Source organism: Pseudoalteromonas sp. NBT06-2 (assembly GCF_002276045.1).
Taxonomy (GTDB): domain Bacteria; phylum Pseudomonadota; class Gammaproteobacteria; order Enterobacterales; family Alteromonadaceae; genus Pseudoalteromonas.
This window is the reverse complement of the sequence record NZ_NQMR01000041.1, coordinates 1-15,952: the sequence shown is the minus strand read 5'-3', so window position 1 is coordinate 15,952 and position 15,952 is coordinate 1. Positions and strand designations below refer to the sequence as shown.

Annotated in this window: 20 protein-coding genes; 12 read left to right on the top strand and 8 right to left on the bottom strand. The window is 32.7% G+C overall.

Translation table 11 applies throughout. From position 1 onward, the window contains the following. Window positions 1-46 precede the first annotated feature (46 nt). Entirely contained in the window at window positions 47-478 is a 432-nt protein-coding gene (locus CJF42_RS10480) for a DoxX family protein (protein WP_095366641.1), read from the top strand. A gap of 68 nt (window positions 479-546) precedes the next feature. Beyond that, complete coding sequence (locus CJF42_RS10475; RefSeq protein ID WP_095366640.1) at window positions 547-1,476, top strand: LysR family transcriptional regulator; 930 nt, start codon at window positions 547-549, stop codon at window positions 1,474-1,476. 10 nt (window positions 1,477-1,486) lie between these two features. On the opposite strand, the gene CJF42_RS29285 is transcribed toward CJF42_RS10475, so the two are convergent. The 3 genes from CJF42_RS29285 to CJF42_RS29080 form a co-directional block, all read right to left on the bottom strand. After that, on the bottom strand, window positions 1,487-1,696 hold the full coding sequence (locus tag CJF42_RS29285; protein ID WP_141235539.1) for a TonB-dependent receptor domain-containing protein: 210 nt from the start codon (window positions 1,694-1,696) through the stop codon (window positions 1,487-1,489). 29 nt (window positions 1,697-1,725) lie between these two features. Beyond that, the gene (locus CJF42_RS10470; protein ID WP_095366639.1) at window positions 1,726-1,956 is read right to left on the bottom strand and encodes a hypothetical protein; all 231 of its coding nucleotides are present in this window, start codon (window positions 1,954-1,956) and stop codon (window positions 1,726-1,728) included. A gap of 349 nt (window positions 1,957-2,305) precedes the next feature. Further along, the gene (locus tag CJF42_RS29080; RefSeq protein ID WP_286203490.1) at window positions 2,306-2,434 is read right to left on the bottom strand and encodes a hypothetical protein; all 129 of its coding nucleotides are present in this window, start codon (window positions 2,432-2,434) and stop codon (window positions 2,306-2,308) included. Between the two features lie 96 nt (window positions 2,435-2,530). Here CJF42_RS29080 and CJF42_RS10460 point away from each other — a divergent pair, with 96 nt between their 5' ends. From CJF42_RS10460 to CJF42_RS10450, 4 genes are all read left to right on the top strand, one after another. Then, the gene (locus tag CJF42_RS10460; protein ID WP_141235537.1) at window positions 2,531-3,151 is read left to right on the top strand and encodes a WD40/YVTN/BNR-like repeat-containing protein; all 621 of its coding nucleotides are present in this window, start codon (window positions 2,531-2,533) and stop codon (window positions 3,149-3,151) included. 103 nt (window positions 3,152-3,254) lie between these two features. Then, window positions 3,255-3,503, top strand: coding sequence for a hypothetical protein (locus CJF42_RS10455; RefSeq protein ID WP_095366636.1), 249 nt, complete (start codon window positions 3,255-3,257; stop codon window positions 3,501-3,503). Window positions 3,504-3,511: 8 nt separating this feature from the next. Beyond that, window positions 3,512-3,640 (top strand): hypothetical protein, encoded by a 129-nt coding sequence (locus tag CJF42_RS29075; protein WP_286203489.1) that lies wholly within the window; start codon window positions 3,512-3,514, stop codon window positions 3,638-3,640. Between the two features lie 176 nt (window positions 3,641-3,816). After that, entirely contained in the window at window positions 3,817-4,425 is a 609-nt protein-coding gene (locus CJF42_RS10450) for a LysE family translocator (protein ID WP_095366635.1), read from the top strand. Between the two features lie 47 nt (window positions 4,426-4,472). Here CJF42_RS10450 and CJF42_RS10445 read toward each other — a convergent pair whose 3' ends face one another. Then, a complete protein-coding gene (locus CJF42_RS10445; RefSeq protein WP_095366634.1) occupies window positions 4,473-7,439 on the bottom strand; it encodes a hybrid sensor histidine kinase/response regulator in 2,967 nt (988 codons plus the stop codon). Between the two features lie 941 nt (window positions 7,440-8,380). Between CJF42_RS10445 and CJF42_RS10440 the strand changes: the two genes are divergently transcribed. From CJF42_RS10440 to CJF42_RS10425, 4 genes are read left to right on the top strand one after another with little or no spacing between them, the layout of a single operon-like run. Then, window positions 8,381-10,369: a type VI secretion system Vgr family protein gene (locus CJF42_RS10440; RefSeq protein ID WP_095366633.1), complete on the top strand. Its 1,989-nt coding sequence runs from the start codon at window positions 8,381-8,383 to the stop codon at window positions 10,367-10,369. After that, window positions 10,369-10,974 carry a DUF6931 family protein gene (locus CJF42_RS10435; protein WP_095366632.1) on the top strand — a complete coding sequence of 202 codons (606 nt, stop codon included), beginning with the start codon at window positions 10,369-10,371 and terminating at the stop codon, window positions 10,972-10,974. Before CJF42_RS10440 ends, CJF42_RS10435 begins: the two co-directional genes overlap by 1 nt. Continuing rightward, window positions 10,974-11,273: a PAAR domain-containing protein gene (locus CJF42_RS10430; RefSeq protein ID WP_095366631.1), complete on the top strand. Its 300-nt coding sequence runs from the start codon at window positions 10,974-10,976 to the stop codon at window positions 11,271-11,273. Before CJF42_RS10435 ends, CJF42_RS10430 begins: the two co-directional genes overlap by 1 nt. Window positions 11,274-11,279: 6 nt before the next feature. Continuing rightward, window positions 11,280-11,522, top strand: coding sequence for a hypothetical protein (locus CJF42_RS10425; RefSeq protein ID WP_095366630.1), 243 nt, complete (start codon window positions 11,280-11,282; stop codon window positions 11,520-11,522). Window positions 11,523-11,724: 202 nt separating this feature from the next. Here CJF42_RS10425 and CJF42_RS10420 read toward each other — a convergent pair whose 3' ends face one another. Beyond that, entirely contained in the window at window positions 11,725-11,928 is a 204-nt protein-coding gene (locus CJF42_RS10420) for a cold-shock protein (protein ID WP_095366671.1), read from the bottom strand. Window positions 11,929-12,069: 141 nt separating this feature from the next. Between CJF42_RS10420 and CJF42_RS10415 the strand changes: the two genes are divergently transcribed. Then, the gene (locus tag CJF42_RS10415; protein ID WP_095366629.1) at window positions 12,070-12,279 is read left to right on the top strand and encodes a hypothetical protein; all 210 of its coding nucleotides are present in this window, start codon (window positions 12,070-12,072) and stop codon (window positions 12,277-12,279) included. A 39-nt stretch (window positions 12,280-12,318) separates the two neighbouring features. Here the strand turns inward: CJF42_RS10415 and CJF42_RS10410 are convergent, their stop codons facing one another. From CJF42_RS10410 to CJF42_RS10400, 3 genes are all read right to left on the bottom strand, one after another. Continuing rightward, window positions 12,319-12,624 carry a hypothetical protein gene (locus tag CJF42_RS10410; RefSeq protein ID WP_095366628.1) on the bottom strand — a complete coding sequence of 102 codons (306 nt, stop codon included), beginning with the start codon at window positions 12,622-12,624 and terminating at the stop codon, window positions 12,319-12,321. 9 nt (window positions 12,625-12,633) lie between these two features. Continuing rightward, window positions 12,634-13,890 (bottom strand): TolB-like translocation protein, encoded by a 1,257-nt coding sequence (locus tag CJF42_RS10405; RefSeq protein ID WP_170940566.1) that lies wholly within the window; start codon window positions 13,888-13,890, stop codon window positions 12,634-12,636. A 135-nt stretch (window positions 13,891-14,025) separates the two neighbouring features. After that, window positions 14,026-14,562, bottom strand: coding sequence for a winged helix-turn-helix domain-containing protein (locus CJF42_RS10400; protein ID WP_095366626.1), 537 nt, complete (start codon window positions 14,560-14,562; stop codon window positions 14,026-14,028). Window positions 14,563-14,621: 59 nt separating this feature from the next. On the opposite strand from CJF42_RS10400, the gene CJF42_RS10395 reads away from it, so the two are divergent. After that, a complete protein-coding gene (locus tag CJF42_RS10395) occupies window positions 14,622-15,689 on the top strand; it encodes an alpha/beta hydrolase-fold protein (protein ID WP_141235536.1) in 1,068 nt (355 codons plus the stop codon). The last annotated feature ends 263 nt before the right edge of the window (window positions 15,690-15,952 follow it).

Genomic DNA, 15,952 nt, shown 5'->3' with positions numbered 1-15,952 from the left:
TGAATACGATTAAAATACTTTGCAATAACTAATTTTAGGCACAGTTATGAAAAACTTATTAAAAAAAGTTGTTGAGAGCAACAATAGTCAAATTGCTCCAGTTATTTTAAGACTTGTTTTAGGTGTAATTTTTATTGGTCATGGATGGGGTAAGTTATTTGGTGAAGGTAATCCTGCAGGTTTTGCTGGATGGCTAGGAAGTATGGGTATTGAGCCAAGCTATTTATTCGCTGTAACTGCTGGCCTTGCTGAAACTTTAGGTGGCGCTTTGTTAATAGCTGGGTTATTTACCCGTGTTGCTGCTAGTAGCCTAGTAGTGGTTATGTTAGTCGCTATCGGTTTTGTTCACCTCGATGCTGGCATGTTTGGTAAAGGCGGATATGAATTTCAAGTCTTACTGTTAGCGGGTGTTGTTAGTCTATTAATTCAAGGTGCTGGTAAATACTCTGTTGATGAAATCATTAATAAAAAGCTGTAATCTTACAAAACTCATTTAATGATCACATTATTAAATGAGTGTACTTCCTTAATAAAAGGCACAACTTTTTGAATAACTACAAGTTATTACCTGCACTTATCTCATTATTGCATACGCGTAACCTAACCGAATCTGCAAAATCTTTGAATGTTACGCAATCAGCAATGAGTAAAACCTTATCTCAAATTCGTGATGCCTTTCATGATCCTATTTTAATTCGAGAAGCCAATCACTTTGTTTTAACGCAAAGAGGAGAGGAGTTAAAGGTACAACTACCAAGTTTGATACAAAATTTAGACAATTTATACTTACCTAAAGAGTTAGATATCACCCAATGTCAGCGTCAATTTATATTAGCCTCAAGTGATTATGTTTCACAATTTATACTACCTGATATCTGTGCTCAAATGGTAAGCAGTGCCCCTAATATTAGTGTTGAATATCTGCTGTGGCAAAAAAGTTGGCTATATGAGTTATCGCATAGGTCTTTAGATTTAGTATCTACCATAGTTGATGCTGTGCCCGAGAACCTTTACGGAAAAAAAATGGCTGAAGATGAATTGGTGATAGTGATGCGAAAATCACATCCTAAAGTGCAAAGCCCCTTTACAGTTCAGGATTATACGGAGGCAAAACACATCGTAATAAGTGGTGGGGGTGATAAAGACAGTCCCATTGAAGCTGCATTATCTAAGCTAGATCTAAAAAGAAAAGTATTTGCTTCAGTACCTTTTTTTCAATCAGCCATAGAGTTATTATTGCAAACAGATACAATTTTAACAACACCCCTTCATATTGCTGCTGACTTTTCACATATTCATGATTTAAAAATAAAGCCGCTACCTTTAGATATAAAGCCACATCAGTACTACATTTTATGGCATGCAAAAAACAACTTAGATCCAGAACATAGATGGTTTAGAGAAATATGTTATCAATTATTTAAAGCGCATTTAAATAAAACGATTAAATATGGATTAAAGGTACTCAATAATTAAAATAATGTGATTATTCAATCTGATAAGTTAATGCTATGCCAAGTGTTCTACTTGTTTCAGGTTCTAAATTTATATTTCCTAATGTTGTACCTCTAGGTGTTTCGCCATTAAAATATAATTCAGATAAGGTGGGAAACCTAAAACCAGTGCTAAATTCACTATGAAATTTTAGATTCTCTGATAATAAATAAGTATTTGATAAACTGTATTTTGTTTTGATTCAACACGATCTATCTGACTCTCCCAATTTTAATAATGATGATAGAGTTTAACTAACCATAACTCTTTATAACTGAGTTTTAATTGGCTTAAACTGACGATTTTTCTGGGATAAATGGTGATTTTCTTTTCAGGAAATTGAGATATACTTTTACCAATATCCGATGTTCCACTTATTAAAAAGCTTGCTTTACTATTTAAATGATCCAACTCAGTTGTATATTTTATTAAACCAGCCGTTTGTTTAAATTGTGCATTCAATTCCTTACCGTAAGCAGCATGACTCTTTTTAGCTTTTCTATATGATAGTCCAGTTTGTAGTCGGTCATAGCCATGAGATATAGAAACATCATTTTGATCTGAGTTTGATGAGCGCTATATCCATGCTGATAATCATATTATTGCTTTCCATCCAGATTATGATGGTACAACAAATAAAACTATGTACATAGGTAATGATGGTTGTGTTCAGCGTACATTAGATGCACAGGGTAACTTTTTTGCTGCTGTATCTGATATGTGTCATTTAATGTATTCGACATGGTATGGTGGTTATACATCAATTGATCCAACAAATTCAGATATTATTTACTCTTCTTATGTTTATAATTCACTTAGCGTAAGTTATATACCCAAGCCACTTCAAGATGTGAGATTCAGGACTGCTGAGCAATTCATAATCTAGGCGCATCTTTGCATTAATGGTTACTCCCTTAAAAAAAGATGGAACAACGAGCATGATTTGCTCAGAAGTCCCTGTAAGGTTGGTTTATAAATACTTTACGCAGTGTTATTGATTTTGAAAAGGGAATAACCATGTTCTTCAATCAATGCCTTGCCTAAAGCATTTCTAATTCCAACTGAATCCTGCATCTTGAAGTGGTTTGGGTATAACTCCGGCGAAAACTGGACGAATGCATTTGTTACTTTTGATGAACATGAGCCAGATAATGGGTTTAGGTTTATAACGCCACATATTCTTGATAATAATAATTCGGATAGATTATGGACCGGTGGTAATTACATTTGGAGAACAAATGATAAAGGTCAAAATTGGGCTCGCGCATCTGAAGCTATGTCTGAAGGCAGCAGTATAACTGCTTTTGGTATTGCTAATGGTGACTCTGATAATGTTTTAGTCGGTACTTCACGAGGTTTTATTGTTCATAATCAAGATGCTGGTCAAACTGATAGTGAAACTCAATGGCATCCTTCTCAGCCAGTAGTTGGTAATGTATCTTTTAATAATGAAACGGGTGCAGTAAGCCTAGGTTCAATCAAAGGTGAGCATGGTAATATGACATTCACTATTGTTGCAGATGATGGTCAAGCTAAAAATGATACTGTGAGTCAAAACATTAGTGTGACAGTAGAGAAAAAGAAAAGTAATGGTGGTACTTTTGGTTTCTTACTAATTGCTTTAGCGAGTCTTTTTAGTCGCAGACTGAAAAAGTAATTGAACTGTAATTAAGAACAAAAAATGGCTACATATTTTAGCTCTTATTTACAAATAATTTATTAGCCTAGGTCACCTCTAGGCTAATTTATAAGGATGATAAATGATATTACGTAGTTTTGTATTTTTAATGTTGTTGATTGCTACCGGTTGTCAGCAAGAAGTTGATTCAAAAAGTAATGTTACGTTGAATGATAAAAGCACTGTTGAGATGAAAAATAATACAGGAACGTTAAACATAGTGGCTCAACGTGCTATGCGTCCAGGTCAAGTACTTGAGACATCAATAAAAATGAAAGAACATTGTAAATTAGACAAATTTTTAATATTTTTGATAAAAAAGAAAAGTTAATAAAAGTAGTGGAAACAAAGGGCAAGGGAGAAGTCTCTGTAAGTTTAGCTGAAGGAGACTATCTTATTAAAAATGTCTCAACTCCAGTGAGTCCATTATTAGAAACTCATGTCACTTTAGAGGCTGGTAAAGAGTAAGATATTGAAATTAATTTACAAGTTTCACTCCCAAAAAATAGACCCTTAATTGATTAATCTTCCCATAATGAGTTTAGGTATGAAATAAAGTGATAGTTTAAAGTAAAATTTTAAATTTATATTCATGTAAAATGTTAGTTACAATATTTAATATCATTCTAAAGGGGATATAAAGTATGGAATTAACAGCGTGGTTATCACTCGCATCTATTTGTGTATTAGGTGCTATGACACCTGGTCCTAGCTTGGTCATTGTTTTAAAGCATACAATGTCAGGTGGGAGATTGAATGGCTTGGTGGTCAGTATTGCACATGGTGCAGGTATCGCTTTATATGCAGTATTAACAATATTAGGCATGGCACTTATTATAAAAGAAACGCCTTGGCTATTTAATATTATTAAATATGCAGGTGTTGCATTTTTACTTTGGCTAGCATTTAAGTCATTTACTTCTAAATCATCTTTAGGAAAGTTAAAGCAAGAGGCCATTTCAACCACCTTAAAACAAAGTGCGTGGGAAGGCTTTATGATTGCCTTTTTAAATCCTAAAATAGCCATGTTTTTTTTAGCATTATTTAGTCAATTTATTGATACTAATGCAAATTTAGAACAAAAAATAATAATGGTGGCGACTGTAAGTGGTATAGATGCGCTTTGGTATTGTTTGATAGCACTTGTTTTATCAAAGTCTGTAATGTTAGAAAAATTACGAAATAACGTTCATGTAATCGATAAAATTACAGGAATTGCTTTGTTAGGCATTAGTGCAAGAGTATTACTGTAATTAAACTTATCCATTTATAAATTTAAGCGTTAGAAGGGTGTTAACGCTTATTTAAATTGTTCAGTCAATATCTGATATAAATGATGAAGTTCTATTGGTTTATCAATACGCGCATTAAAACCTAGTTGTTGATAGTTTTTAATGTCATCTTGTATTTTATGTTCACTTAGTGCAATTATGGGCATTATAAAGTTACTATCTCTAATTTCTCTACAAGCTTCAATGCCATTTAAAACGGGTAGGTATGTATTTATCATAATTAAATCTGGTTGCTTATTTTTTAAATAATCAATAGCTTGTTTTCCATTTGAAACCACTGAAATGTCAGCTTTCGTTGCTTCTAACATGCTTTTTAAAACCACTTTACTAACAGCATCACTTTCAACTAATAAAATATGCTTGCTCTCAAAGTGGGGTACCACTCCTTTAGTATGTAAATGCATTTCTTGGAAGTTTTTATTTTGCTTAATTAAAGGCAAAATGACTAAGAAACATGACCCTTCACCTTCAGAACTGCTGACGCTGATAGCTCCATCCATCAGTTGAACTATCTTCTCTACAATAAGTAAGTCTATACCTAAACCATCACATAAATGTGTTGTCAGCCTTATACCTTGATCTATATGATTAAAAAGGCTTGCTGCTTTTTCTTTAGTCATACCAGAACCGGTATCTGTTACCGTTATTTTAATTGATTTTTGATGGGTGTTAGAATCAATAATATCAACATGAATATCAATACTACCATCCACCGTATATTTTAAAGAATTTAGAATTAGGTTTAAAATAATTTGTCTGATCCTAACAGGGTCTCCTAGCCAACCATCTGTAAAATTACTTGAGTATGAAACGGTTAATTTGACATCTTTTTGCTGTGCTTCATGTTCCATATCATGAACTAGCGTTTGTATAAGTTGTTTGATACTAAATACAGACTCTTCAATGACAAGTTGATCACCTTGAATTTTAGAAAAATCAATAATATCATCAATTGTGTATATTAATGATTTTGAAGAAAATAATGCTTGTTCAATCAGTTTATTATTTTTATCTGAGTTAGATTCATGGTCTAAAAGTTGTAAAACACCATAAATACTGTTCATTGGGCTTTTAATTTGGTGACCCATATATTCAATGAATTTACTTTTCGCTATTTTTATTGATTCAGTTTCGAATCTAGATTTTTCTAGTTGCTCTAATGTTTTATTTTCAAAACTAAGATCTTTTATAACACTAATAAATTGGTGTTCTTGATCTATAACTACTTCAACTAAATTAATTTCAATAGGAAATTTTTTTTGATTTTTATGTATACCAGTAAGGTTTCTTTTTTGAGCTGATGCTTTATTTTTTTTATTGTTAGTGAAGCCTTTTATGTGCTTATCGTGTTGGAGATTAAGCTCTATGGGCATTAAAAGATTGACGTTTCTGCCAATAACTTCTTTTTCTGTATAACCAAATAATGTTACCGATTTTTTTGAAAAAGATTGAATTATACTTTTTTTATTTATAATGATGATTGCATCGTTAAGATTATTTGTTAAGGCATTTAATTTTGTTTTTTCATCTTGGATCTGTTTATTATTTTTAATAAGCTGATTAACTTTTATTTGAAATAACTCAAAATAATAAAAAATAAATGAGTAAAGAAATGTGAACATAATAGCTATGAATAATAACCAGCTTGGTAAGCTAGTTGTAATATCGTTTAAAAACCCAACTTTAGGTGTTAACTCCAGAGCCCAAGTCATACCATGAATAGATATTTTTTGTGTTGTCGTAAATTGATTTTTTTTTACTTCTATAGGTAATGAACTATCAAAAAAAACTTGATCATTATGACTTAACTTTATAGATATAAAATCATTATTTATTAAAAGTAAGTTTTCAAATAAAACCTTAATATTAATATTAGAAATGATAAATCCAGTTATTTTTTCATTAACTTTAATACTTGGGTTAATAATAATAAGTTCGCTATTTTGTATGTCACCTTTGTTTATTGTATTAGCAGAGAATACTTTTTTTTGCTCTATCTCCTTAAACAAATTTAACATGTCATCGGTAAAATTATTTTTTATTTCTATATTGGGAAATGAATATACTTGGCTTGCACTGTTAATATCAAACCATTGAATGTTATTGAGCCAAGGTGTCTTATAAATTATATCTACGGGGTTAATTGGCGTATTATTTTCATCTGTTTTTATATTTTTTAATTGCACCAAATGTGTATTTAACATTTGGTTGGTACTGTTTTCAATGAGAGATATCTCTGTCTGTATTTTAGCTTCAATTTTTCTGGACTCTTCATTTGCACTTTCAAGCCAAAAAAGCATAAACAATATAGAAAATAGATATATTGAAAAAAAACTACCAATATTATCAATTTGATATTGTGAATTAATAAAAATTTTCGTACTTATGGAAATACACATAAGTGCTAAAGCGCTATGAATGGTCATAGGTGAAAAATATCCCCAAGAGTAAAAGGAGTTGATATTTAAGGTATAACCAAACAATGATATTGTAAGTAATGCAATAATATAAAAAGAGCATATATTACAAATTATTACAGTTTGCCCTGAATTTACTTTCGAGGATATAAAAGTGATAAAGCAAGCTGCTATTAAAAATAAACATATTGCTGCTATAGGTGACATTCTACCGGGTAAAAGATTAAATAAATTTGATTTTTGACTAATAAATAGCTGATCTAAACCTAAATTAATACTCAGTATATATTCTAATAAGGTAATAAAGCTTATAAACAATACAATGCTTGGAAATAATATTTTTAATTTATGATTGATAAAAAAAAGACTTATACCTGATAAAAAAATGCATAAAGCTTCATTAAAATGCATTGGTGCAAGAGATGTGTGCAGTTGAATAATTAAAGAGTGGTTGAAGTTCCAAGCAATTAATACTGTAAAACCAAGTAAGCCCCCAATTATAGAAAATACCTTACTGGCTATAGGCAAAGTAAATGCTTCATTGTTTTTGTTATTCATTGTTGTCCTAAAATAATCCAAAATACAAAAAATAAAACTGTTTTAAATATAGTTAAAAAAAAATCAGAATGAAACTATTCAAAATCTGCACTTTTCAAGGATAAAAATACGAGTGCCTTTGCACCTTTGATTGGATACCAAAAATAAAGTACATCAAACCTCCAAACGACTTAAAGCAATGCAACAGTTATTAGTTTAATTGATAATGAAATATATTAACTTAGTCTATTACACAGCGAATACTCAAGTAAAAAATATCAAACGAAGCTTCTTTATGAGTGTACGGCCTAGAAAGGCGGTATGTCACAAATTTTTTTGTTTTGTTGACAATAAGCTTATGAGTCAAAACTACAAAAATTAAAGTGAAAATAGCTTTGAATGAATATGTTAATGATGCAAATAGAAATCAAGTTTCAAATACCTAGCTTAAACGTAAACAATTATTTATGATGTTTACCATTACTAATAAATAAATTATCGCTAAAGTAAATATATACCCATGTTACTTCAAAATGCATGTTTCAGGGCTATCTGAACGAGCCCAATTCAAGGTGTGTTGATGACAGGAATTTAGGCTAGCTTTTAAACCAAAATAACGATGAAGTGGGTTTGCTCAGAGACTCCGTCTCGGCGAGTTTAAACAGGGTTATTAATTTTGATAAGGGAACAACCATTATTTTCAATTAATGCCTTACCTAAATCCGGTTGAATTCTCGCTGAAATCGAGTATTTTTAAATATCATGGGTATAAATATGAGCTAAAAGCGATGTCATTTTGTTAAAGTCTGCATATCACAACGCTAGTTTAATTAGGTGTAATAAAAAATAATAAAAAGACTAAATGATAATGTTGAACGTGGTAACTCAGGATACTGTTAGATTAATCGACCTCAAGCTAAATGAGGTTAATACTCCTAAATTGCAACTTATAAGGAAAATGTGTGGCATATCAATTTGAAAACCGAGGATTATATTTTACTGATTCAAATAATAATACTCACTTGGGTCATAAACTTATTATTAATGAAAGTTTATCAACCCCGTTTTTGATTCAAGGCGTATTGGTCAGCAGTAATTTTTCTGCTGATGATCAATTAGGGCAACCAATTAGTTGTCACTGGAATGAAGTTGCTGATAATAAGCAAAAAGAAAAACGTGTATTTAATGGTTATTTAACTGAAGTACAGCTGCTTGAAAGCCAAAGTGATAACAGTTATCAACATTATAAAATAGTGCTTCGCCCTTGGTTATGGCTACTTACTTTTAGAAAAAACTATCGTGTTTTTCAGCAAAAAACATTATCGGATATTTTGTCTGAAGTTTTTGATGATGCCGGTTTTTCAGGAAATTACACATTAGGATCATTGCCATCAGATGAACGTAATTATTGTGTCCAATATAATGAAACGGATTTGGATTTTGTGCAAAGGTTATTAGCTGAGCAGGGCATACATTATTATTTTAATCATACCAGTAATAGTCATCAGTTAAATCTACAAGATCCTGACTCGCCTTATGAAGATGCCAGCATTGCAAAACTTGATTACAAGTCAAGCCGTACAGGAGAGCAAATGCTTGTTACCCAATGGCAACCTAGGCTAAAGCTTCATGGTGCAGCCATTAGCTGTGTGAATTATGATTATGAAAGCACTCAGGTAGTTGATAGTGGTGATTCTAGCTCATCTCATACCATGGCCAATACACAAAAATTGACCCAATATGAATTTGGTTCAAACTCAGTTAAAGGTGATATGAGTGATCTAGCAAGTGAAGTCGTTAAAAAAAGGCTTAATCAAGTGCAAAGTGACTTTAGTTTAGTTGAAGCAAAAAGTATTGTTGAAGACTTAACTTTAGCGACTCAGTTTTCTTTATCGGCTCATCCAGATAGTCGTCAGCTTGGTGATTATGCAATAGAAGAAATTATTCACAATATTGAAGCGGCAGAGCAATCGGTCAGCTATTCTAATCAATTTATATGTCGGCCCATAAAGAACCCAACTTATCCGAAGTTTATTCCTAAACCTGTAATCAATGGTTTACAAACTGCTGTTGTAATTGGCGGTGAGGTAGGTCAACCACAACATGATGTAAGCGGTCGCATTAAAGTACAATTTCATTGGGATAAAGTTGGAGGGGATAGTCCAAGTTGTTGGATCCGGGTTGTACAGCCTATGGCAAGTTCAGGCTTAGGAACCCAGTTTATCCCAAGAGTTGGAGATGAAGTATTAGTGAGCTTTGTTAATAACGATCCGGATCAACCTATGGTGATTGGCAGTGTTTACAACAGTAAAAACCCGCCACCATATAATGAGCTAAATAGTACGCAAAGCGGCATAAAAACACAGCTAGGTGAAACTGCAAATGAAATTCGTTTTGATGATAAAAAAGATAATGAGCAGCTGTACTTTCATGCTGCAAAAGATCATGTTATTGAAATAGAAAATGACTTTAAACAAACTGTCACTAATGCGTTTTCAAGTATTACTGAAAAAGCCATTACAGTGACAGGTAATGATAATTATGCTTTAACAATTAAAGAAACATTAGCTGAAAAAGCAAAGCAAATTACTATGGAAGCTGATGATAAAATTACTTTAACTGTAGGTAGTAACTCTATTGAACTAAGTACCAGCGGTATTGCGATTAAATGTGATAAATTATCGATTGATTCTACCGGTGACGTAAAAATAAATGGCGCCAACATAAAACTCAATAGTGATGCAGAAACTAAAGTTAATGCTGGCAGTAACTTTATTGCGAGTGCTAATGCTAATGCAAAAATGTCGGGTAATGCAGGTGTTACCGTAAGTACTTCAGCACAGGCTAAGGTCAGCGGTAGTGCTGGAGCTGAGCTCAGTTCTTCAGCGATGACAAAGGTATCGTCTTCTGGTATCACACAAATATCAGGCTCTTTGGTGCAGGTAAACTAATGTATAAAAAAATACCCAATCAATCTATCGCATCAATTTTAGTCAGATATGATTTAAGCGATGATGCAAAACTGTGTATCAACGATAATATGACGCCTAAAACGGCGATTGACGCTTTAAATGATGCAAAGCTTTATAATGATACTGTTCAATTTATAGCACATGCTTTACCTATGGTTGATGCAATTAACTGGGCAGGTATTGTACTAGAAATGCGCGAAAATGAATGGGATGTAACACAAGTTCACGCTATTAACAGTGCCCGTAATTGGTTAAAACAACCTAACGAAACTCATCGTATTAGAGCTAATCAACTTGCAGATAGAGTTGGGTTAGAGTCAGCAGCAGCATGGTTGGCTAAGGCCGTTTATTGGTCTGGAACAGGTTCTATTGTTGCACCGGAATTACCTGCTGTTATGCCGCCAGCATTTTTGTATGGCCATGCGGTTGCTGCTGCGATTACAGTTGCCGCAGCTGTACCACAATGGCAAAAAGGTGAAATGGGCTATGAAAAGTTTTATATCAAAGCAATTCAATTAGGCATAGATATCGCAAACGGCTTGAGAGTGAAAACACAATTGATAGCAATAAAAGAGGAAAGCTAATGGGACTGCCTGCAGCAAGAATAACAGATATGCATGTATGTCCGATGCAATCCCCTGCAGTTCCGCCTATTCCTCATGTTGGAGGGCCAATAATTGGACCTGGTGCGCCAACTGTTTTAATTGGTAGTTTACCCGCAGCAGTAGTAGGAGATAATGTGATTTGTGTCGGCCCTCCAGATAGTTTAGCAATGGGAAGTACAAGCGTTTTATTAGGCGGGAAACCCGCAATTAGAATGGGTGATAAATCTGCTCATGGAGGCACTATTGTGGCAGGAATGCCAACGGTTTTAATAGGTTAATTTTCAATGATTGAAAGGTTAAGTAAAATAGCAAACAGTCATTTTACAAATATATTTATGGCACTGTGTTTAATGTGTACAAGTGGCTATCAAATTTATGAACAATTACAAACAGATAGTCACCAAATAGGGGCTCATCACGGAGTGGCTATTTACGGACTTGTATTATTAGTAAAAGAATTTTTAAGCATGTTGCAAACTACTGATAAAGCGATAAAACATATTCAAGCCGACGATAAAAAAAACTGATTTTTTAAAATTAGCAGACATTTAGGTGATTTTTTTGGTTTAATAGTGTATTGAATTTAAAAACATGGGTAATTTAAAGTTTAACATTTTATATAGTTTTAATATTCGGGATTCGCGCTATGACATAAAAATTACAGCTGACTAATTATTCAGGATGAACTGATAGCCGCTGTAATTTGTTTATTTTGTGTAAGCAATTAGATTAAAGAGGTTTAACATTCGTTGCGCAAGGGCCTTTTTGTCCTTCACCTACAACAAATTCAACCTTCTGACCTTCGTCAAGCGTCTTATAACCGTCAACTTGAATTTCAGAGTGATGAACAAACAAGTCTTTACTACCGTCTTCAGGAGTAATAAAACCAAAACCTTTGTCTGCATTAAACCATTTAACTGTACCAGTACTCATATTTTTACTCTTTATTTTTTGGTGAATAAAATCAACTAATTTCGCTATCACCATTACGATATTAGTATTAATTTTTACAATAATACCATAAACACAGATGTATAATGGCTATGTTTTAGCCATGTTTATGTTTTTAAAACTATGACATTAAAAGGTATTATGCAAGTTTACCTTGTTATAGTTCATATTAAACCATTTCATTTTAACAATTACATGTTAAGTGAAAATAAATTAATTATCAGTATCGCTACTTTATCTATGTGTATAGGTTGTAGTTCTGATGATACGAATGATCAACAACAAGCGTTTGATAATAACCAAGCTAAATGGGAGTCTTTCAATATTTCATAGCCAAAGGCTAAACCGTTATAAGCATTTGGTAAATTTTTGTTAGTAAAGCTCAATAAGCTCTTTTTGATAATTAATCATTTGTGTAAAAAGTAATTCTCCTTTATTAACGTCACTTACATAGCGTGCGGTAGAAGGGAGTTGTTGCAATATTTTAAAGCTATGTGAGTTGAGTGAATAAGACCATAATTCTCTATGTTTATTGATGGCATATAATTGAGTGTTTTCTAATGTAAATATATTGCTATCTAAATGTGCTGATAAAAGTGGGATCTCGTCAGTTTTATCATTTTTCACCCAAAACCGTTTACTCGTATCAACATACACTAGAGTATTGTCTTCAGTCATATTAGCCCATTAAATATCTTTATTAACCAGTATAGTTACTTCAAATGTACCCATATCTACTTGATATAATATTGATTGGTTATCGTGTTTTGATAATACTAATAAATGATTTTTCTTAGTCCATTGTAAAACTTTATAAATTGGTAAGTTGATGTTTAGAATTGATGAACCACCTACTAAATCAAACTTAATCAGCATATTTTTATCAATAGATATTAAATATTTACCATCATTTGACCATGCAAAACTCACTGATTGTACGCCATATTTCAACTTACTTATTTGTCGGCTATTTTTTCCATCAAACAGCCATAATTGTCGTTTTCCTGAGCGTTTAGAAATAAAGGCAATATTGTTACCTTTTGGCTGAAATTGACCGTTAATATCACTGGAATTAGATCGTGCAATTGTTTGCAGTTTTAAATCTAATAGGCGCTTTTTATCAGTATTAACTTGTTTAATTTTTATAAGTGCCATATCAGAATCAGCATTTGCTTGAGTAACAACGAGTTTTTTACCATCAGGATGAAAGCTTGGGCTGTATATACCATGCTGATTTAAAGCATTAACCTTTTTTAATGAACCATCAAAAAAGATTTGAAATAATCCTTCATGGGTTGCTGTTATTAGGTAATCTTCAAAAGGGTGGTAATACATATAGTAGTTGTCATAAAATGAAAGCCCCTTGGGTTGCTTAATGATGGCACTTGATAATATCTCTCCAGTAATATTTAACTTTTCTATTATATGCTGACTATCTTGTGTTGTACTTATTACTGCGATTGCATTAGTAACAAAGGAGTAATCATAACTATAAATATATTTGTTTTGTGGCGTATATATATCTGTTAATTGCTGAGTTCTGGGGTTATAGGCTTGTATTTTTTGCAGTTGTTTTTTATGTTGGCGTAAAATACCAATTGTTCCATCTGCTAACCATCGAGCCAAACCTACTTGCTTAGTATTACAATCTAGTCTTGGGGTTGTGTACTGCGGTGCTTTTAAAGCTTTGGCAAAGTCTAATGTGACTAATTTCCAACATTGTAGTGGGCTATTTTCAGTTTTTTGGCAATTACTTTGTGCTACAAATGCGAGTTGGTTGCCATCTTGAGACCAGCTGCGTGTACCATATATGCCCGCATTTTTTGTTAACTTAAATTCTTTATGTGTTTGTAAATCTTTAGCCCAAATATGGCTTGAACATGGGGTTATATACCCAAGCCACTTGATAATGCTTGTTTCAGAATTTATCAGGTGAGTTAGCACAAGGCACATCATTTTAGGAATGCTTATAGCCTTTCAAACTGATGTAACGTAGTGATTACTTACCAGATAAATTCCCTACGGGCGGGTTTTAAATGGTCAACTACCGCGTTATTTATGTTGATAAGGGAATAACCATTACCTGCAATTAATGTCTTGTATTTGACCATTTAAACTCCCGCTGAAATCATGCATTTCCAAGTAGCTTGGGTATATTACGTTGAAAAACAATAAATCGTCCATCTGGAGAGTAACGGGCATTAGATTCTCGATCATCATGAGACTTACTAAAAGATATTTACCATTTATTTTATGATCTTTTTCAATAGCATCACTTTTAAATATTTGAGGTGATTTTGTGGTTTCATATACTTGTGCTTCTAAACTATAACCTTGCTTAGAGTGGGTTTTAATGATGGTTTTTTGCTTACTGTTATCACCCAGTGCTTTTCGTAATTGCGCAATACAACGTTGTAAAGTATTAGGCGCAACAATGCTCTCTTTCCAAACAGTGGCCATAATAGATTCATGACTGACTACTTGCTCGTTACTTTCAACAAGCATATTTAATACAGCCATCGCCTTAGGCGGTATGTTTGTAACTATGTTGTTATGTGATATTTGATTGCGAGAGCAGTCAATATAATAGTCATTTATCCAAAACTGCTGAGGCATTCACTTTATGTCCATTTTATATTTAGCGTTCATTTTATACGTAACATTATGAAAAATAAATTATTCATTCTGAATTTGCACAACCCTTAGTTTTCAATATCACTTTACCATCTGGATATACTAAAAATAGTGATAAATCTTATGTTTTAATGTTTGATTTGCATTCCTACTCAGATACTTATTTAAGCGGTATGCATGATTGGATGAGTCATAACGGTGAATGGCCTTGGCTACAAACGATTATTGTTACCCCAGCTTCGGGTAACCGGGCTGCAATGTTATCTGATATAACAGGTAAAACTACACCACTATTGGACTTTTTTGATAAACAACTTATACCAACCATAGATCAAAAATATAGAACCAATGGTTTTAAAATAATGAGTGGATTTAGAATGAACGGCTCGATTGTGCTATCGGCATTGATCAACAAGCCTGATATGTTTAATGCCTATATTGCAATTAGTCCTGAGCTAAAAGATGACTATGCAGGTATTTTATCTACAGCATCATCAAAGTTAGCTAAATTAGATAAAAAATCACGTTTTTTACTTTTTAGCCACGGCACTAATGTTAAAGAAGCACATCAAATGAAAGCCTATGATCAGCTACATTCAATATTTAAAAAACATTCAACCAAAAAATTAGATTGGCACTATAAACATTTTGAAAATAATTATTTTATGTCACTGCCTTTGCTTTCTGTCATCACGGGAATAGAGAAGTTATTTAATGATATTCATAATGGTCTAGCGCCTGACTCCAAAGTGTCGCAAAAAGGTATTGATGCCATAATTAAACATTATAAATATTTGTCGGATCACAAATATGGCTTTGCAGTATCACCCAAAAACTCAATTAATGCGTTAGGTTTTCATTTATTAAGCTCGTCAACACAAGCTGGAATGAAAGTTTTTAAAGATATGATAAAAATGTTCCCTAAAGATGCTTACAGCCACCATAATTTAGCGAGTGCATACGAAAAACAAGGCGATTTTGAGAATGCAGTAAAACATCAAAGAGATGCTGTTAAGCTAGCTGATAATATGTTGGGGTGGCATAAAAAGCGACATTATAAATTTTTAGAAGATTACCTCTCTAAAAGTGGAGGTTCTTCTTCAGAGTAACTATTTTGAGCTACTTAATATTTCACTGATTACTTGTTTGCAGAACTGTTGCTCAGGCCTGTAATGCGAAAAATATTGGGCAGAGATTGATGCTGTTTCCTACCCAAACTCCCGTAGGGCAAGACTATAAGCGGCCAACTGCGTTATTATAAGATATTTATTGACAATGACTTAACGACATATCTTAAAGCTCATACATGAAACAATTAACCTTTAACTAACAGTTAGTTGAAAAAATATAACGTAACACCTCAATAACCCGT